The sequence below is a fragment of the Micromonospora sp. HM134 genome (assembly GCF_007833915.1).
Taxonomy (GTDB): domain Bacteria; phylum Actinomycetota; class Actinomycetes; order Mycobacteriales; family Micromonosporaceae; genus Micromonospora; species Micromonospora wenchangensis.
In genome coordinates, this window is sequence record NZ_CP041061.1 from 6,665,460 (window position 1) to 6,688,829 (window position 23,370).

Consider the following 23,370-nt stretch of genomic DNA (forward strand, 5'->3'; position numbering starts at 1 on the left):
GCACCACTTACACCTCTTCGACCGAGCTCGGCTCGCGCCGGGACAGGTCGATGCCCAGCTCCTCCGCGGCCCGGAACACCTCGTCGTCGGTCTCGCGCATCTCCAGGGCCACCCCGTCGCTGCTGAGCACCTCGACGTTCAGGCACAGCGACTGGAGCTCCTTGAGCAACACCTTGAACGACTCCGGGATGCCCGGCTCCGGGATGTTCTCGCCCTTGACGATCGCCTCGTAGACCTTGACCCGGCCCAGGACGTCGTCGGACTTGATGGTCAGCAGTTCCTGCAGGGCGTAGGCGGCGCCGTACGCCTGCATGGCCCAGCACTCCATCTCACCGAAGCGCTGGCCACCGAACTGCGCCTTACCACCCAGCGGCTGCTGCGTGATCATCGAGTACGGCCCGGTCGACCGGGCGTGGATCTTGTCGTCGACCAGGTGGTTGAGCTTCAGGATGTAGATGTAGCCGACCGCGATCGGGTCGGGCAGCGGCTCGCCGGAACGACCGTCGAACAGCTGCGCCTTACCGGAGGACCCGATCAGCTGCTTGCCGTCCCGGTTGGGCAGGGTCGACGCGAGCAGACCGGAGATCTCCTCCTCGCGGGCACCGTCGAAGACCGGGGTGGCCACGTTGGTGTCCGGCTCGGACTCGTGCGCCTCGATCGAGCGGAGCTGACGCTTCCACTCGGTGTCGTCGCCGTCCACGCTCCAGCCGGTCTTGGCCACCCACCCGAGGTGGGTCTCCAGGACCTGGCCGATGTTCATCCGGGACGGCACACCCAGCGGGTTCAGCACGATGTCGACCGGGGTGCCGTCCTCCAGGAACGGCATGTCCTCGATCGGCAGGATCTTCGAGATGACACCCTTGTTGCCGTGCCGGCCGGCGAGCTTGTCGCCGTCCTGGATCTTGCGCTTCTGGGCGACGTACACCCGGACCAGCTCGTTGACGCCCGGCGGCAGCTCGTCGCCGTCCTCGCGGGAGAAGGTACGCACCCCGATGACCGTGCCGGTCTCGCCGTGCGGCACCTTCAGCGAGGTGTCCCGGACCTCCCGGGCCTTCTCGCCGAAGATCGCGCGCAGCAGCCGCTCCTCCGGGGTCAGCTCGGTCTCGCCCTTCGGCGTGACCTTGCCGACCAGGATGTCGCCGGGGACGACCTCCGCGCCGATCCGGATGATGCCGCGCTCGTCGAGGTCGGCGAGCATCTCCTCGCTGACGTTCGGGATGTCCCGGGTGATCTCCTCCGGGCCGAGCTTGGTGTCCCGGGCGTCGACCTCGTGCTCCTCGATGTGGATCGAGGTGAGCACGTCCTGCTGCACGAGGCGCTGCGACAGGATGATCGCGTCCTCGTAGTTGTGACCCTCCCAGCACATGAACGCCACCAGCAGGTTGCGTCCGAGCGCCATCTCGCCCTCGTCGGTGCACGGACCGTCGGCGATGACCTGGCCGGCCTCGACGCGGTCGCCCTCGAAGACGACCGGCTTCTGGTTGACGCAGGAGCCGGCGTTGGAGCGGCGGAACTTGTGCAGAAGGTACGTCCGGCGGTGGCCGTCGTCCTGGTGGATGGTGATGTAGTCGGCGCAGAGATCCTCGATCACGCCGCCGACCTCGGCCACCACCACGTCACCGGCGTCGACCGCGGCACGGTACTCCATGCCGGTGCCGACCAGCGGCGACTCCGCCTTGACCAGCGGCACCGCCTGACGCTGCATGTTCGCGCCCATCAGCGCGCGGTTGGCGTCGTCGTGCTCCAGGAACGGGATCATCGCGGTCGCGACCGAGGTCATCTGCCGCGGCGACACGTCCATGTAGTCGACGGCACCGGGGACCACGTCCTCGGTCTCACCGCCCTTACGGCGACACAGCACCCGGTCCTCGGCGAACGTGCCGTCGGCCTTGAGCGGCGCGTTGGCCTGGGCCTTGACGAACCGGTCCTCCTCGTCCGCGGTCAGGTAGTCGATCTGGTCGGTGACCCGACCCTCGACGACCTTCCGGTACGGCGTCTCGATGAAGCCGAACGGGTTGACCCGGGCGAAGGTGGACAGCGCGCCGATCAGGCCGATGTTCGGGCCTTCCGGCGTCTCGATCGGGCACATCCGGCCGTAGTGGGACGGGTGCACGTCACGGACCTCGAAGCCGGCCCGCTCCCGGGACAGACCACCCGGGCCGAGCGCGCTCAGCCGCCGCCGGTGGGTCAGGCCCGCCAGCGGGTTGGTCTGGTCCATGAACTGGGACAGCTGCGACGTACCGAAGAACTCCTTGATCGCCGCCACCACCGGGCGGATGTTGATCAGGGTCTGCGGCGTGATCGCCTCGACGTCCTGGGTGGTCATCCGCTCGCGGACGACCCGCTCCATCCGGGAGAGACCGACCCGGACCTGGTTCTGGATCAGCTCGCCCACGGTACGCAGGCGACGGTTGCCGAAGTGGTCGATGTCGTCGGCCTCGTAGCCCTCCTCACCGGCGTGCAGCCGGCAGAGGTACTCCACGGTGGCGACGACGTCGTCCTCGGTGAGCGTGCCGGTGGTGATCGGCACGTCGAGTTCGAGCTTCTTGTTGAACTTGTACCGACCGACCTTGGCGACGTCGTACCGCTTCGGGTTGAAGAAGAGGTTGTCGAGCAGGGTCTGGGCGTTCTCGCGGGTCGGCGGCTCGCCAGGGCGGAGCTTGCGGTAGATGTCGAGCAGAGCCTCGTCCTGGCCGGCGATGTGGTCCTTCTCGAGCGTGGTCATCATCAGCTCGGACCAGCCGAACTTCTCGCGGATCTGCTCGGCGGACCAACCGATGGCCTTGAGCAGGACCGTGACGGCCTGCCGACGCTTGCGGTCGATGCGGACGCCGACCGTGTCGCGCTTGTCGATGTCGAACTCCAGCCAGGCACCCCGGCTGGGGATGACCTTGACGCTGGAGAGGTCGCGGTCGGAGGTCTTGTCCGGCTGCTTGTCGAAGTAGACGCCCGGGGACCGGACGAGCTGGCTGACCACGACGCGCTCGGTGCCGTTGATGATGAAGGTGCCCTTGGGCGTCATCATCGGGAAGTCACCCATGAACACCGTCTGGCTCTTGATCTCGCCGGTGGTGTTGTTGGTGAACTCCGCCGTCACGAACAGCGGGGCGCAGTAGGTCAGGTCCTTCTCCTTGCACTCCTCGATCGAGGCCTTGACCTCGTCGAAGCGCGGTGCCGAGAAGGACAGCGACATGGTGCCGGAAAAGTCCTCAATGGGACTGATCTCGTCGAGGATTTCCGCGAGACCCGAGCGTGCGTGCGGGTCGTCCGCCGACCGGCCCTGCCAAGCCTCGTTGCCGACGAGCCAGTCGAAGGACTCGTTCTGGATGGCGAGGAGGTTGGGGACCTCGAGGTGTTCGGTGATCCTGCCGAAAGAAACTCGGCGGGGCGCGAAAGCGCTCGACGTACGACTGGTCTTCGCAGGGCGGGAAGCTGCCAAGATGCGTCCTTCCGAGGACCGGTGCTGCAGAACGGCTGGTACGCGTGCACTCCAATGACCCCACCAGAAATATCCGTAACCGGACATTTCCGAGCAGGGGTCAAGTCGGAAGGCAGCGCAAACTAGCAGTGTAGCCGAGAGGCTAACCGCTGTCCAGCCCATCCCGCAGGTCGTCGCGGAACGCGCCACGGGACCCCGGAGAACGGGGTCGTACCGGGCCGCTCGGAACACGACGTTCCTGTCGGACCGCTCGGGTGGAACGGCTGCTGGTGCTGCCGCAGCCATTACCCAAGAGGGGGCCGTCGCAAGCGCGGAAGGTCTTGCTGGTGTCAGCGTGCCTGGCAGGCCGGGGCCGCGTCAAGAGGCTCCAAGCGCCTGCTCGCCGGGTTTCCCACGGACGGGCTACCCACGGCGTCACCGCCATGTCGCACCACGAGTGCGAACACCCTGCTCACACCACTGATACCCGGAGTCACCAAGCATGACGGGCGGTGATCCGTCTGTCGGATCACCGCCCGTTCAGTTTGCGGTGTGCCGCGGCTCACCCGAGCCGGACACGCGCCACGGTCGACCGCAGGGGTCGACCCCAGGTCACTTGAGGGTGACCTTGGCGCCCTCACCCTCGAGCTTGGCCTTGGCCTTCTCGGCGGTCTCCTTGTTGACCTTCTCCAGGATCGCCTTCGGCGCGGACTCGACCGCGTCCTTGGCCTCCTTGAGGCCCAGGCCGGTCAGCTCACGCACGACCTTGATGACCTGGATCTTCTTGCCACCGTCGGCCTCCAGGACGACGTCGAACTCGTCCTTCTCCTCCTCGACCGGCGCGGCGGCGGCGCCACCGGCACCACCCGCAGCGGCGACCGCGACCGGCGCGGCGGCGGTGACCTCGAAGGTCTCCTCGAACTGCTTCACGAACTCGGAGAGCTCGATCAGCGTCATCTCCTTGAACGCGTCGAGCAGCTCGTCGGTGCTGAGCTTCGCCATGTCTGGCGTCCTTTCTCGCAATGAAAATTAAGAACGTGGTGCGCCGGGAGGCCTCAGGCCGCCTCGGCGCCCTCCTGCTCGCGCTTCTTGTCCGCCAGGGCGGCCGCCGCGCGGGCGGCCTTGGAGAGCGGCGCCTGGAACAGGGCCGCGGCCTTGCTCAGGTTGCCCTTCATCGCGCCGGCCAGCTTGGCCAGCAGCACCTCACGGGACTCCAGGTCGGCGAGCTTCGTGACCTCGGCCGCGGAAATGGCCTTGCCCTCGAACACACCGCCCTTGATGACGAGCTTCGGGTTGGCCTTCGCGAAGTCGCGAAGACCCTTCGCCGCCTCGACGACGTCGCCCGAAACGAAAGTCAGCGCGGTAGGACCGGTGAACAGCTCGTCGAGGCCGGAGATGCCCGCCTCGGTCGCGGCACGCTTGGCCAGCGTGTTCTTCGCGACCGTGTAGGTGGTCTCCTTGCCGAGCGAGCGCCGCAGCTGGGTGAGCTGGGAAACCGTCAGACCACGGTACTCGGTGAGCACCGCGGCGCCCGAGGTACGGAAGCTCTCGGTCAGCTCAGCGACGGCCGTGGCCTTGTCGGCCCGGATCGGCTTGTCCGCCATGTCCCTCCTCTCTCGTTACTCGGAGCTGGTCGCCGTCGGGGAGCACGGGGCTCGGTGACGGCGCCGGAGGCGTCACGACAACGAAAAAGCCCCGGCGCAGGGCGCGCGGGGCGAGGGCGGGGCCGATCACCATGGTCGGCGGACCACGGGGAGGAACCGAACTACGCTTACCGCCCTGCGCGGGTCGCCCGTCATCGCGGAACCTTCGACCGTGCCGGGGCACGGTGACCAGCGGTCTCTGGGTGGAACTACCGGACCAGGTTACGCGACGGCCCGGCCATCACCAAATCGCCCGCCGGCAACGCTCACGGGCGGACCCGTCGCCACCGGGCGTAGCCGGCCAGCGCCACCCCGGCCCAGGCCGACGCCCACACCGACAGGAGCAGCGCGGTGCCGGCCGGCACACCGCCGGCGAGCGCCCGCGCGGTGGCCAGCACCGGCGGCACCAGCCAGGGCGCCACCGAGCCGCGCAGGCCCAGCGCGAGGGTGCCCACCGCGCCCACGGCGAGCACGGCGACGCCGTACCCGGCGCTGCGGGTGAGCGCCCGGCTGGCCAGGGCGCCCAGGGCCACCGCGGGCAGCAGGGCGAGCAGGTGCGCCCACAGGCCGAGGGCCAGCGCCGCCACCACCGGCGGGTCACCCGGACCAGGCGCGGCCACCCCGCCGAACGGCCACGGAAAGACCAGCGCCACCAGCACCGTGCCCACCCCGGCGAGCGCGGCCGCGAGCAACCCGGCGAGCCGTTCCCGGACCGGGCCGACCAGCACCTGCGCCAGCCGGCGCTGCACGTCCGGCTCGACGTCCAGCAGGATCTTGGTCTGCCAGGCCAGCACCGGGAAGAGCACCACGGCGCTGACGCCGTACGCCTCCGCCGGGCGGGCCCGGCCGCCGCCGTACAGGATGCCGAGGGCCAGCAGGCCGGCCAGCAGCGGCGCCAGCGCCCGTCCGGTACGCAGGAAGCCGGCCAGCCGCATCCGGACCAGTGCGCTCACCGGGCCACCTCCCCCGACCGGCCGTCCCGCGCCGGGTCACCCGTCGACCCGGCCCCGGCGGGCGGGACGGGTGCCGGCGGCGCAGCCGCCCGCCGGGGCGTGCCGGCGGGTTCGCGTACCCGCAGGATCTGGTGGCCGTCGGCGCGCAACCGGGCGACGGTGCCGGCCACCCGCGCGGCCGGCACCGCGACCTCGACCACGGCGACGGCCGCGTCACCGGTGGCCGGCTCGTCGGTGAGCAGGCCGTCGGCGACCGTCCAGTGCCGGGCCCCGGGGAGCCGGACCGTCTCGCCCCGGTGGTCGCTGACCAGGACCGCTCCCCCGGCCGCCAGCACCTCGTCGACCAGTTCCGGGACCAGGCCCCGGGCGGCGGAGTCCAGCCCCTCCCAGGGCTCGTCGAGGACCAGCAGGCCGGGGGTCCGCAGCATCGCCTGGGCCAGCCCGACCTTCTGCGCGGTGCCCTTGGACAGGTCGGGCAGGCGGACCGAACGGAACGGGGCCAGGCCCAGCCGGTCGGTCCACCTGTCGACGGCCCGGTCGGCCCCGGCCCGGCCCAGGCCGGCGGCCCGGCCCATGGCGGTCAGGTAGCGGGTCACGGTGAACGGCTGGTCGGCGGGGAACCGCTCGGGCACCCAGCCGACCCGGTGGGGACGGTCGACCACCCGGCCCCGGACCGGACGCAGCACCCCGGCGCAGAGTTGCAGCAGGGTCGACTTGCCGGCCCCGTTGCGGCCGAGCACCACCGCCACCTCGCCCGGATCGAGACGGGCCGTGACGCCGCGCAGCACCCAGGGGCCGCCCCGGCGGTACCGGAGCCGGATGTCCTCCAGTCGCATGGGGTGAGCCTGCCACAGCCCGACACACGGCAGGGGCCCCGCCACGGACCGTGGCGGGGCCCCTACGCGGGAGCGGTCGGGATCAGCCCTCGACGGCGGTCTCCTGGAGGTTCTTCACCACGTTCGGGTCGACCGGGACGCCCGGGCCCATCGTGGTGGCCAGGGTGACCTTCTTGAGGTACTTGCCCTTGGCCGCGGACGGCTTGGCGCGGAGCACCTCGTCCAGCACCGCGGCGTAGTTGTCGATCAGCTGGGTCTCGGAGAACGAGGCCTTGCCGATGATCAGGTGGAGGTTGGAGTGCTTGTCCACCCGGAAGGTGATCTTGCCGCCCTTGATGTCCGAGACGGCCTTGGTGACGTCCATGGTCACCGTGCCGGTCTTCGGGTTCGGCATCAGGCCGCGCGGGCCCAGGATCCGCGCGATCCGGCCGATCTTGGCCATCTGGTCCGGCGTGGCGATCGCCGCGTCGAAGTCCAGCCAGCCGCCCTGGATCCGGGCGACCAGCTCGTCCGTGCCCACCTCGTCGGCACCGGCGGCGACGGCCTCCTCGGCCTTCGCGCCGGCGGCGAAGACGATCACGCGGGCGGTCTTACCGGTGCCGTGCGGCAGGTTGACCACGCCACGGACCATCTGGTCCGCCTTGCGGGGGTCGACGCCGAGGCGCATGGCGACCTCGACCGTGGCGTCGAACTTGGCGTTGGTGGTGTCCTTGGCGAGCTTGACCGCCTCGGCCGGGGTGTAGAGCTTCGACTTGTCGATGGCCTCGGCGGCCTTGCGGTACGTCTTGCTGCGCTGCATCTCGGGTTACTCCTGTGGTCTCTGGCGGGCCGCGGTCGACGCGCGCCCTCCCACGAACTGGTCTGGGGGACTGACGGACGTCAGTCGTTGACGACGATGCCCATCGACCGGGCGGTACCGGCGATGATCTTCGCAGCCTGGTCGATGTCGTTGGCGTTGAGGTCGACCATCTTCTTCTCGGCGATCTCGCGCACCTGGGCCTGGCTCACCGAGCCGACCTTCTGGCTCTGCGGCACGCCGGAGCCCTTGTCCACGCCGGCGGCCTTGAGCAGCAGCCGGGCGGCGGGCGGGGTCTTCAGGACGAAGGTGAAGGAGCGGTCCTCGTAGACGCTGATCTCGGCGGGGACGATGTCGCCCCGCTGGGACTCGGTCTGCGCGTTGTAGGACTTGCAGAACTCCATGATGTTCACGCCGTGCTGACCGAGCGCGGGGCCCACCGGCGGAGCCGGGGTCGCCTGGCCCGCCTTCAGCTGAAGCGTGAACGTCTTGACGAGCTTCTTCTTCGGAGGCATGTCACTTCCTGGGGCTTGGAACTGGGAAAGGTGCCGGCCACGGGCGCGCACGGTCAGCGCGGTGCCACAGCGACGACATTCAAGGGTAGCGCAGCGCCCGGCGACCCTCTGCGCCGAGGTCCGCGCCGGGGCGGAACGACGTCGCCGGCGGCAGGCCGTGGCCCACCGCCGGCGACGGGAACGACGTCAGATCTTGGCGACCTGGTTGAAGTTCAGCTCGACCGGGGTCTCCCGGCCGAAGATCGACACCAGCACCTTGAGCTTCTGCTGGTCGGCGTTGATCTCGCTGATCGTCGCCGGCAGCGAGGCGAACGCCCCGTCGGTGACGGTGACCGAGTCGCCCACCTCGAAGTCGAGGACCTTGATCTCGGGCTTGGCCTTCTTCTGCTCGGTCTCCACCGCCGGGGCCAGCCACTTGAGCACCTCGTCGAGGCTCAACGGCGCCGGCCGGTCGGCCCGGTCGGTGGCCCCCACGAACCCGGTGACCCCCGGCGTGTTGCGCACGCAGGAGTAGGACTCGGCGGTCAGCTCCATCCGGACCAGGATGTAGCCGGGGAAGACCTTGGCCTGGATCTGGGAACGCTTGCCGTTCTTGACCTCGACCTCTTCCCGGGTCGGCACCTCGACCTGGTAGATGAACTCCTCCATGTCGAGGGAGGTGATCCGGGTCTCGAGGTTGGTCTTGACCTTGTTCTCGTAACCGGCGTACGAGTGCACCACGTACCAGTCGCCGGGCGCGTAGCGCAGCTTCTGGCGCAGCTCGGCGACCGGGTCGTAGTCCTCGTCCGGCTCCGGCTCCGTGGTCGGGAATTCCGGCTCGCTGGCGGCCTCGACCGACTCGTCACTCGCCGCCGTCGCGACCGTGGACTGGTCGTCCGTGGTCTCGGCGGTCTCGTCGTACTCAGGCACGCTTGCTCACTTCCGTCACTATCGGCTCAGTCGGCCGGTCAGCTGGGGCTGCCGAAGACCCACAGCACGCCCTTCGCGAAGGCGAAGTCGAGCAGGCCCACGATGGTCAGCATCACCGCGACGAAGGTGACCACCACGGCCGTGTAGGTCAGCAGCTCCTTGCGGGTCGGCCAGATGACCTTACGCAGTTCGGCGACGACCTCGCGGAAGAAACGCGCGATGCGGGCGAACGGCCCCACCCGGTCGGTCTCGGAGCGGGTCTTCGACTTGCTGTCGGCGGCACCCGCGCGGGTCCGCGACCGGGTCGCGGTACCGCCCCGGGATACCGGCTCGTCCGCGTCGGTGGCGTCGTCGTCGGTGGCGTCGCTGTCGGCGGTCACCTCGTCGACGACCTCGTCACGCTCGTCGCGCAGACCGTCGTCGCCGGCGTCCTCGCCGCGCCGCTTGCTCTCGGCCACTTCGCCCTCCGTCGCGGGATGTCGGTTCGTACGCCGGGAGGCGTACGCGGCGCTGGTCACGCCGGCCGGACCAACCGTCCCGCGACGGGCCGCGGCCGGCGGACCGGACGAAGGGCCCCGAGTCGCCTCGAAGCCACCCCGCCGATGCCACCACCACGGGCCGGACGCCGCCTTGCGGCGGCGCGACCCACGGGAACGGTCAGGCCTGAGGCGCAGGGGTGACAGGACTTGAACCTGCAGCCTGCGGTTTTGGAGACCGCTGCTCTGCCAATTGAGCTACACCCCTGTGCGGCAACGCTCGCCCCACCCGGCCTGCACGGCCGAGCAGGGGTCACTTGCCCCACGGCGGACCAGTGTACGGGTAGCGCCCCGACTTTCCCAACCGGTCCCGCCCGGTCCGTTCCGACGACCTGTCAGCCGGCCGTCCGCACGATCGCCCGCGCCTGCGACAGGACCTTCTCGCCGCCGCACCGCGCGGTCACATCGAGCCTGGTCAGACCGGCTTCGGTGACCTCCTTGACCACCGCGTCGACGGTGATCTCGGTGCCCTCGTCGTCGTCCGGAACGACCACCGGCCGGGTGAACCGCACCCCGAACTCGACCACCGCGTCGGGCGCGCCGGCCCACTCGGTGACCGCCCGACCGACCAACGCCATGGTGAACATGCCGTGGGCGATCACCCCGGGCAGCCCCACCTTCGTGGCGGTCCGGTCGCTCCAGTGGATCGGGTTGAAGTCCCCCGAGGCGCCCGCGTAGCGGACCAGGTCCGCCCGGGTCACCCGGAACGTACGGGTCGACAGTTCCACGTCAGGACTCCCCACGGACGACGAGCTTGGACCAGACGGCGACCACCGGCTCACCGGCCACGGTGGTCACGTCGGTGCGGGTGGTGAGGAAGCCGTGCCCGCTGCGGGAGCTGATCTCCTCGATGGTGTTCACACAGACCAACTCGTCCCCGGCCACCACCGGCCGGGTGTAGGCGAACCGCTGGTCGCCGTGCACCACCCGGCTGTAGTCGACCCCGAGCGCCGGATCGTCGACGATCTGCTGGCTGGCGGCCATGGTGATCAGGACCGGGAAGGTGGGCGGGGCGACCACGTCCGGGTGGCCGAGCGCACGGGCCGCCGCCGGATCGTGGTGGGCCGGGTCGGTGGCGCCGATGGCGGTGGCGAACTCGCGGATCTTTTCTCGGCCCACCTGGTAGGGGGCGGTCGGCGGGTACGTCCGGCCGACGAAGGACGGGTCCAGGGACATGCCGCCGAACCTACACGGGACGCACGAACGCCGACCCGTACGGGCGGGCGACCGTGAAAGGCCGCGCCAGCCCTTCGGATCGGCGTCCGGGGTGAAGCGCTACGGACCGGGCCGGCCTACTGCCGGCCGCAGGTCAGCGGGTCTCGCGGTGGATCGTGTGCTTGCCGTCCCGGGGGCAGAACTTCTTCAGCTCGATGCGGTCCGGGTCGTTGCGGCGGTTCTTGCGCGTGATGTAGTTGCGCTCCTTGCACTCCACACACGCCAAAGTGATCTTCGGCCGGACATCGGTCGCCTTCGCCACGGCGGAGTGCCTTCCTCGCTACGGATATCAACTACAGCGCATCAGCCTACGCGGACAACGCCTGGACATGCAAAGCGGGCGCCAGTGGCGCCCGTCCCACCGACCACCGGGGATGAGCCCGGAGGACGAGAGTAGCGGTGGCCGGACTTGAACCGGCGACACAGCGATTATGAGCCGCTTGCTCTGCCATCTGAGCTACACCGCCGCAGGCGGGTCCAGCCGGACCCTCTGAGCCCCCTTACGGAATCGAACCGTAGACCTTCTCCTTACCATGGAGACGCTCTGCCGACTGAGCTAAGGGGGCCTACCCGATCACCCCGGAGGGCGTCGCGCAGGGGATACATTACACGGCACCGCGCCGGGGGTGAAATGGGATCCCTCTGTCCCGCGTCGCCGCAGCTCAGGGCACGACGCGGAGCCTCGGCAGCGCGTCCGGGTCGATCGCCTCCTGGTCGGTCTGGGCACCGAACCAGGCCTCCAGCCGCTCGTACGGCAGCGGACGGCTGAACAGGAAACCCTGCCCGATCTCGCAGCCGATGTCCTGGAGCAGTTCGAGGGTCAGCTCGCTCTCCACCCCCTCGGCCACCACCGCCAGGCCGAACTGCTGGGAGAGCGACACCACCGCGTTCACGATCGCCAGGTCCCCCGGGTCGGTCGCCATCCCCTGCACGAACGACCGGTCCACCTTCACCTCGTGCACCGGCAACCGGCGTAGCTGGGCCAGCGACGAGTTGCCCGTGCCGAAGTCGTCCACCGCCAGCCGGACGCCGAGGTCCCGCAGCCGGCGCAGGGTGGGGATCGGCCGCTCGGTGCCGTCCAGGACCGCCGCCTCCGGGATCTCGACGGTCAGCAGCTGCGGCGGGACGTCGTACTCGGCCAGCAGCTCACCGACCCGGTCCGGGAAGTGCCGGTCGGTCAACGAACGGGCGGCGATGTTGACCGCCACCGCCAGCGGCTGCCCGGTGCGGCTCCAGTCCCGGCTGCGGCGCAGCCCCTCACGGAGGACGAACTCGGTGAGCCGCCCCAGCTGCCCGGTGTGCTCGGCGACCGCGACGAAGTCCTCCGGGGAAACCGTGCCGTGCGCCGGGTGCTCCCAGCGGGCCAGGCACTCCACCCCGAGCAGACGGCGGTCCCGCAGGGTCACCTTCGGCTGGAAGTAGACCTCCAGCTCCCCCTCGTCGAGAGCACGGCGCAGGTCACCGGCGAGCCCGAGGCGGCGCAGCGACCGCGACTCCAGCGCCGGGTTGAACAACTGCACGCTGCCCGGCACCGCCTTGGCCGCGGTGGCAGCCAGGTCGACCCGTTGCAACAACACGGCGGCGTCGCTGCCATGGTCGGGATGCACCGCCACCCCGACCGCGGTGTCCACGTCGAGGGTGAGCGCGTCGAAGACCATCTCGTCGCGGATCTGCTCACGGAGCTGGGCGGCCAGTTCGAGGGCCGCCTCGGCGTTCTCCAGCCGCAGCGTCACCAGGAACTCGTCCCCGCCGGCCCGACCCACCAGCGCCGACGAGGGGGCGCAGGCGCGCAGCCGCTCGGCCACCTCGACGAGGACCTTGTCCCCCGCCGCGTGCCCCAGCGACTCGTTGACCTGGCGCAGGCCGTCGACGTCGAAGAGGAGCACGGCGACCACCTCGCCGGGCGCCCGGATCTTGACCGCCTCGGCCAGCGCGGCGGTGATCCGCCGCCGGTTGGGCAGCGTGGTCAGCGCGTCGTGGTAGGCGTCGTGGCGCAGCCGGTCGACCAGCCGGGAGTTCTCCAGGGCGACCGCGGCGTGCGCGGCCACGGTCTCGAAGACGGGGATGTCGCTCGTGGTGAAGTGGCCGATGTCGCTGAGCCGGTTGGTGACCTCCAGGGTGCCGATCACCGCCTGACCGGACCGCAGCGGCACCACGATGGCGTCCTTGACCTGCTGCGCGCCGACCTCCCGGCGCAACGCCGTGTCGTCGCCGAGCAGCCGCCCGATGGACAGCGTCTTGCCCAGCTCGCGGGCCTGTTCCCGGAAGACCGTCGGGGTGGGCGCGAAGTCCAGCAGGCCCGGGGTGTCGACCCGGGCGGTCAGCAGCACCTCGGGGTGCCGGCGCTGGGCGGGCAGCCACAGGGTGGCGTACTCGGCCTGCATCAGGGCCCGCACCCGGTCGAGGAGGATGTCGGCGAGCGCCCCCTCGGCGCTGTTGGTGAGCAACCGGGTGAGGTCGTACATGCCGGTCAGGGTGCGGTGCTGCCGGAAGAACTGCGAGTAGGAGCGGTAGACCTGGAACAACGCCGCGAACAACGCGGCCAGCAGCAGCACCGACCACCAGGTGGTCTTCAACGCGATCAGGACGAGCAGGCCGACCGAGGCGTTGATCGAGGTGGTGAGGAAGACCGAGGGCGCGGTACGCAGCGCCTCCCGGCCGGCCTGCCAGCCCTGGAGCAGCACGTGCACCCCGGCCACCGAAAGCAGGCTGACCAGGGTGATGGTGTTGACCGCCAGGAACAGGATGCCCCAGGTGCCCGGCCCCACCCCCTCCAGCGGGGGCAGGGCCAGCAGCAGCAGCCCGGCCAACGAGGTGGCCGCCGCCGCCTTCGCGACGTTGAACCACAGCTTGGCCGGGGCGAACCGGTGTGACGCGCTCCAGATCAGCACGGAGAGCGTGTAGATCAGCACCACCGTCAGCGGAGGCAGGAAGAAGAGCGCGACGACGAGGGGCACCTCGGTCAACGTCACCCCGACCGACTGCCGCCGGACTATCACGTTGAGGACCGGGATGCTGATCCCCGTCATCGCCACGAAGAGGACGAACGCCAGGCCCCACTTCCCGAACTCGGGCCGCAGGACACCGATCGCGGTGCTGAAGACGATGGCCAGCAGGGCCAGGGGGGCGGTGATGAACCAGGCGCGTTCGGTGGACTTACGCCGCTGATCTCGGCTGGCCATGCGCCACCCTCTCCCTGAGAGACGTCACCCCCAGGACACCGGGAGCGGGGACGACGCGGGGGCTTAGCGCGCGCCGCCCATCGTCCAGACGACGTCCGCCATTTGCGCGCCGCCGTCGATGGACTGGACGCCGGTGACGGCGAGTCCACCCAGGATGGTGGCGAGCACGAGGAGCGAGCCAAACAGCCGGCCCAGCCTTCGACCAGACATGATTGCTCCTGTCGAGAGAGTGTTCACGGGGGATGGTGGAGGTTCCACGATCGTGCCACACCTCGGGTACCCAGAAAAGCGGGGAGAGCGGCGCTGGTCCGAGCAGCGGAGAGGTTCCGCCGTTCGGCCCACCACCGTCACCTCCCCGTGCCAGATCAGCGGCACCAGGACGGGTAACTGCCTCCACGAATCGCCCAATGTCACTATCGACGCAAACCCGATCTTAACGGCGCAGGGCCGCTCTCCGGGCGGCAGGGTGACCGTCGCATTCGAAGGTCGCGACGACTGCTCCCGGAACCGTCACATCGATCACCATAGCTCATTTCGTCAGGTACGGAAGCGGCCTGTCGGGAGTCGACGGACTCCGCACCAGATCAACGACAAAACGCGCGTACGGTGGCGAGCCGGCGCGAGCAGGCGAAACACCCGCCAGAGGCGGTCGGACCCCGCGATGTCGTACCCCGATGCTGTCGTGAATCCATGACATCGCAGACACCGGTGATCGAGCAGCGGGCGGCCCAGCCGTACCTGGGGATCAGACGTACGGTGACCATGGCGACCATCGGCGACGCCGCAGCCGCCCTGTCCGACCTGGCCGACTGGCTGACCGCGCGGGGGATCACCCCGGCCGGCCCGGACTTCCTGCGCTACCACGTGATCGACATGGCGCGGGAACTGGAGGTCGAGGCGGGCGTGCCGCTGCCGGCCGGCGCGCAGCTCGCGGTCGAGGCGCCCATGGGCACCGGCGTGCTGCCGGCCGGCCGCTACCTCACCACCACCCACGTCGGTGACCCCGACGAACTGGTGGAGGTGACCGGGGCGTTCCTGGAGTGGGCCCAGCGCCACGGGTTGCGCTGGGACGCCGGCGACACCGACGCGGGTGAGCGCTGGGGCTGCCGACTGGAGATCTACCACCTCGGCCCGGACGACGACCCGGACCGGAACACGTGGAAGACACAGCTGGCGTTCCGCCTGGCGGACTGAGCAGGACCGGGATAGCTGGGGCGATTTGGGGGTATGTCGGGGGTTATGGCAGGTCAGCATGGTGCGGTCGACGAGGAGCACGCGCGGCCGACGGGAGTCGACGACGCGACGGTCGAGGCGTTGGGCAAGCTGAGTGAGGCGTTGGAGACGATCCACCGGGTGCGCGGGCACCTCTACTCCGCGCACCAGCTCGTCGGCGGCGCGGACCTCACCCTGGACCAGGTGGTGGAGTTGCTGCGCGGGGCCGGGCACGACGAGGTGGCCGACCGGGTCGAGCACGAGCTGTTGGGGCGCAACCTGCTGCCCGGCCGGTGGACGTTCCAGATCGTGGAGGAGTTCGACGACGGCTACTACGCCACGTTCCAGGAGATCGAACGGTACGCCCGGGAGAAGCTGGCCGACGGCCGACGGCACCTTTACGAGGCGGAGATGAAGCAGCGGCGGCGTACCCACGGCATGCCCGGCCACGAGGCCACGCCGGAGTCGGCACGACCCGGCCGCGACGGCCGCTGACCGAACCGACGTCGCCGAGGCATGTGACCAGCCCGACCTGAGCCCGACGTGGGGCGCGGAGCGGGCGGGCGCATGATCGACTCAAGGGAGGCGATGTAGCGGTATCCGGCCAGCCTGGATACCGCTACATCGGCCCACGGGCGAGACGCGTGGGGGTCACCACTGGCGGCGTACCGTCGCTTTGGGGCCGGTGACCAGGGTGGCGGGCGGGATGTCGTCGGCGACCACCGCGCCGGCCGCCACCACGGCGTCGCGGCCGATGCGGACGCCGGGGAGGATCGTCGCGCCGGCCCCGATCCAGACGTTCTCCGCCACGTCGATGGGCGCTCCGGTCAGCCACTCCCGCCGCTGCCCGGGGTCGACCGGGTGACCGAGGGTGATGAAGGTGGCCTTCGGGCCGATCATGACGCCTTCGCCGAGCCGGATGCCGGCATAGTCGAGGAACGTGCAGTTCTGGTTGATGAACACCCGCTCCGCGATCTCCAGATTGAGGCCGTGATCGGTGTAGAACGGCGGATAGATCGTCACCCGCGCCGGCAGTGGCCGGCCGAGAAGTTGCGCCAACAGCTCCGCCCGGCCGGCCTCGTCGTCGAAGGGCAGCACGTTCAGCCGGGAGGTCAACTCGGTGGCCCGCAGCACCCTCGCCGCCATCGCCTGGAACTCGGGGCTGTGGATACGCATGAAGCGGTCGTCGGACATCCCGCGATCCTCGCCGACGCCCACGGGGAGCGCCGACTGCGGGCCGCCGCCCCTCACCGCTCCTCCCCCGGCCGGCCCACCGGTGCCCGAATCGGCCGACCGCCCGGGTCGAACTCCCGTCGACCTGCTCAAGACCGGCCGCTGTTCCTCTGCGAGCGCCATCCGATGACGCGGAAACCGGCGGACCACCTGTACGCCACCGCCGAGAACGCGGCTCCTGCGCTTCCCACCGGCGTTCCGATCAGGTAAGCCATCCACGTGACCCACGCCGATGCGAACAACCTGCATGACTGGATTCCCGTTGAGGACTGACCGCCAGCGCGTCACCCGGGCGGGTATCGCCCGGGTGGCCGGTCTCGCGCTGCTGTGGGGTTCCGGCTTTCTCTGGATCAAGCTCGCGTTGCGGGGCTTCAACCCGGTGCAGATCGTGTTCACCCGGCTCCTGCTCGGCTTCCTGGTCCTGACCCCGATCGCGCTGTCCCGGGGACTCCGCTTTCCGAGGCAAGGGAGGCTGTGGGGTCACCTGTTCGTGGCCGCCCTGGTCGCCAACACCGTGCCGTACCTGTTGTTCAGCGTCGCCGAGGAGACGATCGGGTCCAACGTGGCGGGGGTGCTGAACGCGACCACGCCGCTGTGGACGCTGCTGCTGGCCTTCCTCGTCGGCGTCGACCGGACCGTCACCGTGCGGAAGGCCGCCGGGTTCGCCCTCGGGTTCCTGGGCGTCGTGGTCATCTTCTCGCCGTGGGAGTCCGCGAGCGAGATCGCCAGTTGGGGTGGCCTCGCCTGCCTCGCCGCAGCCGCCAGCTACGGGCTCGGCTACGTCTACATGGGCCGGTACCTGTCCGGACGCGGAATCCCGCCGCTCGTGCTGTCGGCGGCCCAGCTCGGCGCGGCCACCGTTCTGCTGGTCCCGGTGCTGCCGTTCGCCGGCCTGGAGTCGCCGGTGTGGCGGCCCGACGCGGTGGCGAGCCTGCTCGTCCTCGGGGTGCTCGGCACCGGAGCCGCCTACGTCCTGAACTACCGCATCATCGACGACGAGGGGCCGACCGCCGCGTCGGTGGTCACCTACCTGCTGCCCGTCGTCGCCGTGCTCCTCGGTTGGGTGATCCTCCGCGAGGCCGTCACGACCGCGATCGTGGCCGGGATCGCCCTGGTGCTCGCCGGAGTCACCCTGACCCGGCGACGGTCCACCGAAATCGGATAACCCCCACGTCACATCGACCGGCGATCCTTGTACCCGGATGGGCCTGCCCAGCCTCACGGGTCACCGACTCGAAGCCGGTCACCGACGCCACGGTTCATCGGCTCCCGAACGGCATGGAGGACGCTGATGCAGGTCACCATGGCAACCAGCGCGGCCAAACCCGACCAGCCCAACGAGGACTTCGCCGGGACCGTACCGAATGCCGTCGTCCTGCTCGACGGTGCCGGCCTGTCCGGCACCACCTCGACCTGCCTGCACGGTGTCGCCTGGTACACCCGCCGGCTCGGTGGGGCGCTGCTCGGCCAACTGGCGGCCGGCGACGGTCAGGACCTCACCGCCATCCTCGGTCAGGCGATCGTGCAGGTTGCCGACGCGCACCGGGACACCTGCGACATCAGTGACCCGAGCAGTCCGTCAGCAACCGTCACCATCCTTCGGATCGACGACGATCGCGCTGACTACCTCGCGCTCGCCGACTCCGTGCTGGTCCTCGACCATGCTGGGGACGTTCCCGAGGTGATCACCGATGGGCGGGTGGACGCCGTCGGCAGCCGCTACCGCGCCGCGATGGACGCCGCCCCGAACGGAACGGTCGAACACGACCGGGCGCTCCGCGACTACATCGAAGCCCTCCGCGCCCACCGCAATCGGCCCGGCGGCTTCTGGGTCGCCGCCGACGACCCGGGGGCGGCGACGGAAGCGCTGACCGGGAGCCGGCCTGTCTCGGAACTCAGGGGTGCCGTCCTGCTCAGTGACGGGGCCAGCCGCATCGTGGACCAGTTCGCCCTGGCGGACTGGCCGGCAGTGCTCGCGCTCCTCGCTGCGGAAGGGCCGGGCGAGGTGATCCGGCGGGTCCGGGCGGCGGAGGCCAGCGATCCGCAGGGCAGAAGGTGGCCGCGCGCCAAGGCGTACGACGACGCCACACTGGCCTGGTGCACCCGGTTCCCCGCCCGACAGACACCCGCCGGACCGGGCCTCACTCCTGCGACGAACATGATCGAACGGCGACACGTATGCGACGCAGGTGGCCGGGTCGACCGCTCGGAGTGGGACGGAAGCGAGACTGACAAAGAAAGCCCCTGACCGGCGATCGTGCTGGTCAGGGGCCGCTTTGTGCACCTGGTGGCGGGTAGAGGATTCGAACCTCTGTAGCTTTCGCGACGGATTTACAGTCCGCTCCCATTGGCCGCTCGGGCAACCCGCCAGGGCACACCGCCGCGTCGCAACGCGGCAGCGGAGCAAGGATAGCGGTCGCCCCCGGGGGCGTGGCAACCGGGTACCGTCAGAGAGTCGTGGGGCTGGTCAGCACCGCGACGACCCTGACAGACCGCCGGACAAGCAGGAGCATCAGCATGGCAGCGAACCCGTCGTTCGACATCGTGAGCAAGGTCGACCGGCAGGAGGTCGACAACGCCCTCCGCCAGACGGAGAAGGAGCTTGCCCAGCGGTTCGACTTCCGTGGCACCGGCGCCGAGATCTCCTGGTCGGGTGAGGAGGCGATCAGCCTCCAGGCCGAGACCGAGGAGCGGGTCAGCGCCGCGCTCGACGTGTTCAAGGAGAAGCTGGTCAAGCGGAACATCTCGCTGAAGTCCCTGGACGCCGGTGACCCCCGTGCCTCGGGCAAGGTCTACAAGATCGACGCCAAGGTGATCCAGGGCATCGAGTCGGACAAGGCCAAGGCGATCAGCAAGAAGATCCGCGACGAGGGCCCGAAGGGCGTCCAGGCGCAGATCCAGGGCGACCAGCTCCGGGTCACCGGCAAGAAGAGGGACGACCTCCAGGCCGTCATCTCGCTGCTCAAGGGCGAGGACTTCGGGGTGGCCCTCCAGTTCACCAACTACCGCTGACCCGGTAGGCAGACACCACCCACCCGGGCGGTCGTCCCCCGACGGGGACGACCGCCCGACGCACGCACCCGGACCGACGGCCGCGCACGCACCCCGGAAGAGGGCAGGCGGACACCCCGGAAGACCGCGACGCCGCGTACCCCGAGGGGGTGCGGTCAGACCGTGACGGGGTGTTCGGCGCGGGTGGCGGTGGCCTCGGCGCGGGCGATCGGGCCACCGGGCAGCGCCGCGACCCCGGCCCCGACGCCGACCGCACCGGCGGCGAACAGGAACGCCCAGGGCACTCCGCCGGCGTGGTCGACGATCAGGCCGGCGACCGCGCCGCCGGCCGCGCTCGCCGCCACCGACATGGTCACCACCCAGGTGTACGCCTCGTTGAGCATGCCCGTCGGGGTGATCCGCCCGACCAGGGTGTTCTCCAGGGTCAGCGCGGGGGCGATGGTGGCCCCGCCGATCACCAGGGCGATGCCGAGGGACACCGGGCCGGGCATCACCGCGAAGATCGCCAGGGTGCCGGCCACCGCCGCGAGCAGCCAGGCGAACTGGCGGGTCATGTTGGCCGCCGGGCGGCGTACCCCGAACCAGAAACCGCCCATGGCGCTGCCCACCCCCCAGACGGCGAGCAGCAGGCCGGCCAGGCTCTCCGGGTCGCCGGTGGGCTGGTTGCCGGCGAACGCCGGCACGATCACCCCGGCTGCGCCGAACGCGATGCCGAGGCTCGCCACGCAGATCAGCAGCGCCGGGAAGCCGCCCACCCGCAGCGGGCCGAGCCCCCGGGCGTGGTGCTCCCGGGCGTGGGGCCGCCAGCCGCGCATCACCCGCCCCAGCGCCACCCCGGCGGTGCCGACCAGGGTCACCACGGCCGCGCCGACCAGTGCGGCGGCGGCGTCGGCGAGCAGGACGAAGCCGGCCACCAGCAGCGGGCCGAGCACGAAGACCACCTCGAAGAGCGACGTCTCGGCGGCCAGCGCGGTGTTGCGCAGCGGGTAGCGGCCGGTGGTCGGGCCGGTCAGTTCGTTCCACGCGCCCCGGATGGCGGCGGTCAGCGGCGGGTAGGTGGCCCCGGCCACCCCGGCGGCCAGGTAGATCAGGCGCAGGTCGGCGTTCTCGGCGCGGCTGGCCCCGAGCAGCGCGAACAGGGCCAGCGGGTGCGCCACGGCGGTGGTCAGCAGCACCGGGGTGGGTCCGACCCGGTCGGCGATCCGGCCGGCGACCGGGCTGAGCGCGGCACCGGACAGCGCGTAGATGCCGCCGGCCACGGCGGCGAGGGAGTACCGGCCGGTGACCTGCTCCACGACCAGCAGCAACGCCAACGGTGTCATGCCGATGCCGAGCCGGCCGACGACACCGAGGAGCAGCAGCAGCGGGGCGCCGGGAATCCGCCAGACGCCCAGGTACTGGCGCAGTGCGGACACGGCAGACCTCCCAGGAGACGATCAGGTAACGACTCAGAACCCTGTAGACCCTAACGCCGCAGGTCGCTCCGGGAATGGTCGATTCACTCACACCCGGGGCCGCTGACCCGGTGGCGGCGAGAGGGTAGCTTGCTGATCGACCCAGATACATACACCGCTGGATCGCCCCCGATGTCGTAGGAGGTCCAATGGTCGGCACGACGACCGAACGCCGCCGGCCCGGCCCGGCGTCCCGGGGCAGCCGCCGCCGGGCAGCTTCCCCCGTGCTCCAGCAGAGCACCCGTCACCAGCAGAACGGGGTCGAGGAAGCGAACCCGACGACCTGATGACCGACGCCGACGAGCGGCTCTCACCGCCCCCCGGTTACCTGGCCCTGTTCCGGCATCCGGTCGCCTCCCGCCTGGTCACCGCCCGGGGGATCTCCGAGTTGGGCGACTTCGTGGGGCTGGCCGCGCTGCTGCTGCTCGCGTACGACCAGACGCAGTCGGTCCTCGGGCCGGCCGCCGTGTACGCCGCCCGCGCCCTGCCCGCCCTGCTGGTCGCCACGGTGTTCAGCGGCTGGTTGGACGTGCCGGCCCGCCGTACCCTGCTGGTCTGGCTCTCGGTGGCCGGCGCGGTGCTGATCGCGGTCCCCCTCGCGGTGCCCCGGCCGGTGCCGGCGATCGTCGCGGCCGGCCTGCTCGGCGCGGTCCGGGCCGCCTACTCCAGCGTCAACGTGGCGGTCGCCGCCGAGTCGGTGGACGCCCCGCTGCGGCTGCCGCTGTTCGGCCTGTCCGCCTTCGCCAACCAGGTCGGCCAGGTGGTGGGGTTGCTGGCGGGGGCGAGCATCACCGTGGCGCTCGGCCCCCGGGTGGCGCTCCTGATCGACCTGGTCTCGTTCCTCGTCGCGGCGGTGGTGCTGGCCGGCCTGCCGACCGGGCAGCAGCGGCGGCGCGGGCCGCGCCCGCCGGCCACCGCCGGCCTGCGGACCATCGCCGGGCACCCGGTGCTGCGGGGTGTGGCCCTGCTCACCCTCGCCACGGTGCTCTCCGGCGCGCTGCCGGAGACCCTCGCCCCGAACCTCGCCGCCGGGGCCTGGCGGCCGGTGGTGCTGGCCTCGTCGGCGCTGGGCGGCGCGGTCTTCGTGCTGGTGCTGGGGCGGGGCACCTGGCTGGGCCGGTTGGCCGGGCAGGTCACCGTGGCCGCCGCTCTGGCCGGTGCGCTGCTGCTGGCCGCCCTGCTGGTCGCCACGCACGCCCCGGTGTGGGCTCTGGCCTGCGCCAACGCGCTGATCGGCGCGGGCGGCGGGTGGCTGATCGGCGCGCAGGCCACCTTTGCCCGGCTGGCCCCGGTGGAACGGATGGGGCAGGTGGAGGCGACCATCGTGGCCGCCAACATCGTCGTCGCCGGCTGCGGGATCTTCCTGCTCGGGTCGGCCGCCGCGCTGTTCGGGCCGGCCCTGGCCTACCTGCTGGCCGGGGTGCTGCTGCTGGTCGTGGTGCTGCTGACCCGCCCCGACCGGTTGCCCGCCGACGTGGGCCCGCAGCCGACCGGCCCGACCCCCTGACCCGACCGCGCCCGCGTCCGGGTGGATGCGGGCGCGGTCGGTGTCGCCGTCAGCGCTGGAACTGCACCGGGCCGGTGTTGCGGGCCATCTGCTCCAGCCGGGCCACCCGCTCCTCCATCCGGGGGTGGGTGGAGAAGAGCGCGGCGATGCCGCCACCCCGCTTGAACGGGTTGTCGATCATCAGGTGGGCGGTGCTGGTGAGCTGGCCCTGGGCCGGCAGCGGCCGGGCCTGGGTCCCCAGGTGGATCTTGCGGAGGGCGCTGGCCAGGGCCAACGGGTCCCGGGTGAGCTGCGCGCCCGAGGCGTCGGCCTGGAACTCCCGGCTCCGGCTGATCGCCAACTGGATCACGGTGGCCGCGATCGGGCCGAGGATGATGGTGAGCAGCAGCACGGCCGGGTTCGGGCCGTCCTCGTCGTTGCTGCCGCCCAGCGGGATGAAGAACGCCAGGTTCGCCAGCATGGTGATGATGCCGGCCAGGCCGGCCGCCACGCTGGAGATCAGGATGTCCCGGTTGTAGACGTGGGACAGCTCGTGGCCGATCACCCCGCGCAGCTCGCGGTAGTCGAGGATCTCGGTGATCCCCTGGGTGACGCAGACCGCCGCGTTGGCCGGGTTACGACCGGTCGCGAACGCGTTGGGCTGCGAAGTGGGGCTCACGTACAGCCGGGGCATCGGCTGCCGGGCCTCGGTGGCCAGCTCACGGACCATCCGGTACAGCTCGGGGAACTGGGCCTCACTGACCGGTTGCGCCCGCATCGAGCGCAACGCGAGCTTGTCGGAGAAGAAGTAGGTCACGCCGTTCATCAGCAACGAGACGACGACGGCGACGACGAGGCCGCCGCTCCCACCGAACCAGTAGCCGACCGCGAGGATCAGCGAGGTCAGCAGGCCCAGCAGCGCTGCGGTCTTCAGGCGGTTGTGATGCACGATCGCTCCTTCGGTGCGCGG

24 protein-coding genes and 4 tRNA genes are annotated in these 23,370 nt (G+C 70.8%); 7 read left to right on the forward strand and 21 right to left on the reverse strand.

Annotated features, from left to right (window positions below):
- Positions 1–7: 7 nt before the first annotated feature.
- From FJK98_RS28955 to FJK98_RS33405, 17 genes are all read right to left on the reverse strand, one after another.
- Positions 8–3,439 carry a DNA-directed RNA polymerase subunit beta gene (locus FJK98_RS28955; RefSeq protein ID WP_145921756.1) on the reverse strand — a complete coding sequence of 1,144 codons (3,432 nt, stop codon included), beginning with the start codon at positions 3,437–3,439 and terminating at the stop codon, positions 8–10.
- A gap of 591 nt (positions 3,440–4,030) precedes the next feature.
- Positions 4,031–4,420, reverse strand: coding sequence for a 50S ribosomal protein L7/L12 (rplL, locus tag FJK98_RS28960; RefSeq protein ID WP_088644794.1), 390 nt, complete (start codon positions 4,418–4,420; stop codon positions 4,031–4,033).
- A 53-nt stretch (positions 4,421–4,473) separates the two neighbouring features.
- A complete protein-coding gene (gene rplJ / locus FJK98_RS28965; RefSeq protein ID WP_088644793.1) occupies positions 4,474–5,022 on the reverse strand; it encodes a 50S ribosomal protein L10 in 549 nt (182 codons plus the stop codon).
- Between the two features lie 305 nt (positions 5,023–5,327).
- On the reverse strand, positions 5,328–6,014 hold the full coding sequence (locus FJK98_RS28970) for a hypothetical protein (RefSeq protein WP_145921757.1): 687 nt from the start codon (positions 6,012–6,014) through the stop codon (positions 5,328–5,330).
- Positions 6,011–6,850: an ATP-binding cassette domain-containing protein gene (locus FJK98_RS28975; RefSeq protein ID WP_145921758.1), complete on the reverse strand. Its 840-nt coding sequence runs from the start codon at positions 6,848–6,850 to the stop codon at positions 6,011–6,013. The genes FJK98_RS28970 and FJK98_RS28975 overlap by 4 nt, the downstream gene beginning before the upstream one ends.
- Before the next feature lie 82 nt (positions 6,851–6,932).
- Positions 6,933–7,649 (reverse strand): 50S ribosomal protein L1, encoded by a 717-nt coding sequence (rplA, locus tag FJK98_RS28980; protein ID WP_145921759.1) that lies wholly within the window; start codon positions 7,647–7,649, stop codon positions 6,933–6,935.
- An 80-nt stretch (positions 7,650–7,729) separates the two neighbouring features.
- Positions 7,730–8,161, reverse strand: coding sequence for a 50S ribosomal protein L11 (gene rplK / locus FJK98_RS28985; RefSeq protein ID WP_088644789.1), 432 nt, complete (start codon positions 8,159–8,161; stop codon positions 7,730–7,732).
- Between the two features lie 186 nt (positions 8,162–8,347).
- Positions 8,348–9,070, reverse strand: a complete 723-nt coding sequence (gene nusG / locus FJK98_RS28990) for a transcription termination/antitermination protein NusG (RefSeq protein WP_088644788.1) — start codon at positions 9,068–9,070, stop codon at positions 8,348–8,350.
- A 38-nt stretch (positions 9,071–9,108) separates the two neighbouring features.
- The gene (secE, locus tag FJK98_RS28995) at positions 9,109–9,528 is read right to left on the reverse strand and encodes a preprotein translocase subunit SecE (protein WP_145921760.1); all 420 of its coding nucleotides are present in this window, start codon (positions 9,526–9,528) and stop codon (positions 9,109–9,111) included.
- A 213-nt stretch (positions 9,529–9,741) separates the two neighbouring features.
- Positions 9,742–9,814 (reverse strand) — tRNA-Trp (locus FJK98_RS29000).
- 127 nt (positions 9,815–9,941) lie between these two features.
- The gene (locus tag FJK98_RS29005; RefSeq protein ID WP_145921761.1) at positions 9,942–10,334 is read right to left on the reverse strand and encodes a MaoC family dehydratase; all 393 of its coding nucleotides are present in this window, start codon (positions 10,332–10,334) and stop codon (positions 9,942–9,944) included.
- 1 nt (position 10,335) lies between these two features.
- Positions 10,336–10,782 carry a MaoC family dehydratase N-terminal domain-containing protein gene (locus FJK98_RS29010; RefSeq protein ID WP_088644785.1) on the reverse strand — a complete coding sequence of 149 codons (447 nt, stop codon included), beginning with the start codon at positions 10,780–10,782 and terminating at the stop codon, positions 10,336–10,338.
- Between the two features lie 133 nt (positions 10,783–10,915).
- On the reverse strand, positions 10,916–11,083 hold the full coding sequence (gene rpmG / locus FJK98_RS29015) for a 50S ribosomal protein L33 (RefSeq protein ID WP_067301359.1): 168 nt from the start codon (positions 11,081–11,083) through the stop codon (positions 10,916–10,918).
- A gap of 132 nt (positions 11,084–11,215) precedes the next feature.
- Positions 11,216–11,288: transfer RNA gene (locus FJK98_RS29020), tRNA-Met, on the reverse strand.
- Positions 11,289–11,314: 26 nt separating this feature from the next.
- Positions 11,315–11,387, reverse strand: a tRNA-Thr gene (locus FJK98_RS29025).
- 96 nt (positions 11,388–11,483) lie between these two features.
- Entirely contained in the window at positions 11,484–14,003 is a 2,520-nt protein-coding gene (locus FJK98_RS29030; RefSeq protein WP_145921762.1) for a bifunctional diguanylate cyclase/phosphodiesterase, read from the reverse strand.
- A 63-nt stretch (positions 14,004–14,066) separates the two neighbouring features.
- On the reverse strand, positions 14,067–14,213 hold the full coding sequence (locus tag FJK98_RS33405; protein ID WP_168222567.1) for a hypothetical protein: 147 nt from the start codon (positions 14,211–14,213) through the stop codon (positions 14,067–14,069).
- Between the two features lie 480 nt (positions 14,214–14,693).
- Here FJK98_RS33405 and FJK98_RS29035 point away from each other — a divergent pair, with 480 nt between their 5' ends.
- Together FJK98_RS29035 and FJK98_RS29040 are read left to right on the forward strand one after the other, a co-directional pair.
- Positions 14,694–15,197 carry a GyrI-like domain-containing protein gene (locus FJK98_RS29035; protein ID WP_145921763.1) on the forward strand — a complete coding sequence of 168 codons (504 nt, stop codon included), beginning with the start codon at positions 14,694–14,696 and terminating at the stop codon, positions 15,195–15,197.
- Positions 15,198–15,242: 45 nt separating this feature from the next.
- Entirely contained in the window at positions 15,243–15,710 is a 468-nt protein-coding gene (locus tag FJK98_RS29040; RefSeq protein WP_194822721.1) for a hypothetical protein, read from the forward strand.
- Positions 15,711–15,866: 156 nt separating this feature from the next.
- Here the strand turns inward: FJK98_RS29040 and FJK98_RS29045 are convergent, their stop codons facing one another.
- Complete coding sequence (locus FJK98_RS29045) at positions 15,867–16,409, reverse strand: DapH/DapD/GlmU-related protein (protein ID WP_145921765.1); 543 nt, start codon at positions 16,407–16,409, stop codon at positions 15,867–15,869.
- A gap of 301 nt (positions 16,410–16,710) precedes the next feature.
- Between FJK98_RS29045 and FJK98_RS29050 the strand changes: the two genes are divergently transcribed.
- Positions 16,711–17,613, forward strand: coding sequence for a DMT family transporter (locus tag FJK98_RS29050; RefSeq protein ID WP_205789266.1), 903 nt, complete (start codon positions 16,711–16,713; stop codon positions 17,611–17,613).
- A 126-nt stretch (positions 17,614–17,739) separates the two neighbouring features.
- Positions 17,740–18,696, forward strand: coding sequence for a protein phosphatase 2C domain-containing protein (locus FJK98_RS29055; protein WP_145921767.1), 957 nt, complete (start codon positions 17,740–17,742; stop codon positions 18,694–18,696).
- Between the two features lie 37 nt (positions 18,697–18,733).
- Here the strand turns inward: FJK98_RS29055 and FJK98_RS29060 are convergent.
- Positions 18,734–18,817: transfer RNA gene (locus FJK98_RS29060), tRNA-Tyr, on the reverse strand.
- Between the two features lie 148 nt (positions 18,818–18,965).
- On the opposite strand from FJK98_RS29060, the gene FJK98_RS29065 reads away from it, so the two are divergent.
- Positions 18,966–19,460 carry a YajQ family cyclic di-GMP-binding protein gene (locus FJK98_RS29065; RefSeq protein WP_145921768.1) on the forward strand — a complete coding sequence of 165 codons (495 nt, stop codon included), beginning with the start codon at positions 18,966–18,968 and terminating at the stop codon, positions 19,458–19,460.
- Positions 19,461–19,615: 155 nt separating this feature from the next.
- Here the strand turns inward: FJK98_RS29065 and FJK98_RS29070 are convergent, their stop codons facing one another.
- Positions 19,616–20,875 carry an MFS transporter gene (locus tag FJK98_RS29070; RefSeq protein ID WP_145921769.1) on the reverse strand — a complete coding sequence of 420 codons (1,260 nt, stop codon included), beginning with the start codon at positions 20,873–20,875 and terminating at the stop codon, positions 19,616–19,618.
- Between the two features lie 188 nt (positions 20,876–21,063).
- Here FJK98_RS29070 and FJK98_RS33410 point away from each other — a divergent pair, with 188 nt between their 5' ends.
- Entirely contained in the window at positions 21,064–21,201 is a 138-nt protein-coding gene (locus FJK98_RS33410; protein WP_168222568.1) for a hypothetical protein, read from the forward strand.
- Positions 21,201–22,421, forward strand: coding sequence for an MFS transporter (locus FJK98_RS29075; RefSeq protein WP_145921770.1), 1,221 nt, complete (start codon positions 21,201–21,203; stop codon positions 22,419–22,421). Before FJK98_RS33410 ends, FJK98_RS29075 begins: the two co-directional genes overlap by 1 nt.
- A gap of 49 nt (positions 22,422–22,470) precedes the next feature.
- Here the strand turns inward: FJK98_RS29075 and htpX are convergent, their stop codons facing one another.
- The gene (gene htpX, locus FJK98_RS29080; RefSeq protein ID WP_145921771.1) at positions 22,471–23,349 is read right to left on the reverse strand and encodes a zinc metalloprotease HtpX; all 879 of its coding nucleotides are present in this window, start codon (positions 23,347–23,349) and stop codon (positions 22,471–22,473) included.
- Between the last annotated feature and the right edge of the window lie 21 nt (positions 23,350–23,370).

Coding starts and splice junctions, on each gene's coding strand:
- FJK98_RS29045 (WP_145921765.1), bottom strand. CDS start 16,409: ATGTCCGACGACCGCTTCATGCGTATCCACAGCCCCGAGTTCCAGGCG.
- FJK98_RS29035 (WP_145921763.1), top strand. CDS start 14,694: ATGACATCGCAGACACCGGTGATCGAGCAGCGGGCGGCCCAGCCGTAC.
- rplK (WP_088644789.1), bottom strand. CDS start 8,161: ATGCCTCCGAAGAAGAAGCTCGTCAAGACGTTCACGCTTCAGCTGAAG.
- rplJ (WP_088644793.1), bottom strand. CDS start 5,022: ATGGCGGACAAGCCGATCCGGGCCGACAAGGCCACGGCCGTCGCTGAG.
- FJK98_RS29010 (WP_088644785.1), bottom strand. CDS start 10,782: ATGTCCCTGGACCCGTCCTTCGTCGGCCGGACGTACCCGCCGACCGCC.
- FJK98_RS29040 (WP_194822721.1), top strand. CDS start 15,243: ATGGCAGGTCAGCATGGTGCGGTCGACGAGGAGCACGCGCGGCCGACG.
- FJK98_RS33410 (WP_168222568.1), top strand. CDS start 21,064: ATGGTCGGCACGACGACCGAACGCCGCCGGCCCGGCCCGGCGTCCCGG.
- FJK98_RS29030 (WP_145921762.1), bottom strand. CDS start 14,003: ATGGCCAGCCGAGATCAGCGGCGTAAGTCCACCGAACGCGCCTGGTTC.
- FJK98_RS33405 (WP_168222567.1), bottom strand. CDS start 14,213: ATGTCTGGTCGAAGGCTGGGCCGGCTGTTTGGCTCGCTCCTCGTGCTC.
- rplA (WP_145921759.1), bottom strand. CDS start 7,649: ATGCAGCGCAGCAAGACGTACCGCAAGGCCGCCGAGGCCATCGACAAG.
- FJK98_RS29065 (WP_145921768.1), top strand. CDS start 18,966: ATGGCAGCGAACCCGTCGTTCGACATCGTGAGCAAGGTCGACCGGCAG.
- FJK98_RS28975 (WP_145921758.1), bottom strand. CDS start 6,850: ATGCGACTGGAGGACATCCGGCTCCGGTACCGCCGGGGCGGCCCCTGG.
- FJK98_RS29055 (WP_145921767.1), top strand. CDS start 17,740: ATGCAGGTCACCATGGCAACCAGCGCGGCCAAACCCGACCAGCCCAAC.
- rplL (WP_088644794.1), bottom strand. CDS start 4,420: ATGGCGAAGCTCAGCACCGACGAGCTGCTCGACGCGTTCAAGGAGATG.
- FJK98_RS29075 (WP_145921770.1), top strand. CDS start 21,201: ATGACCGACGCCGACGAGCGGCTCTCACCGCCCCCCGGTTACCTGGCC.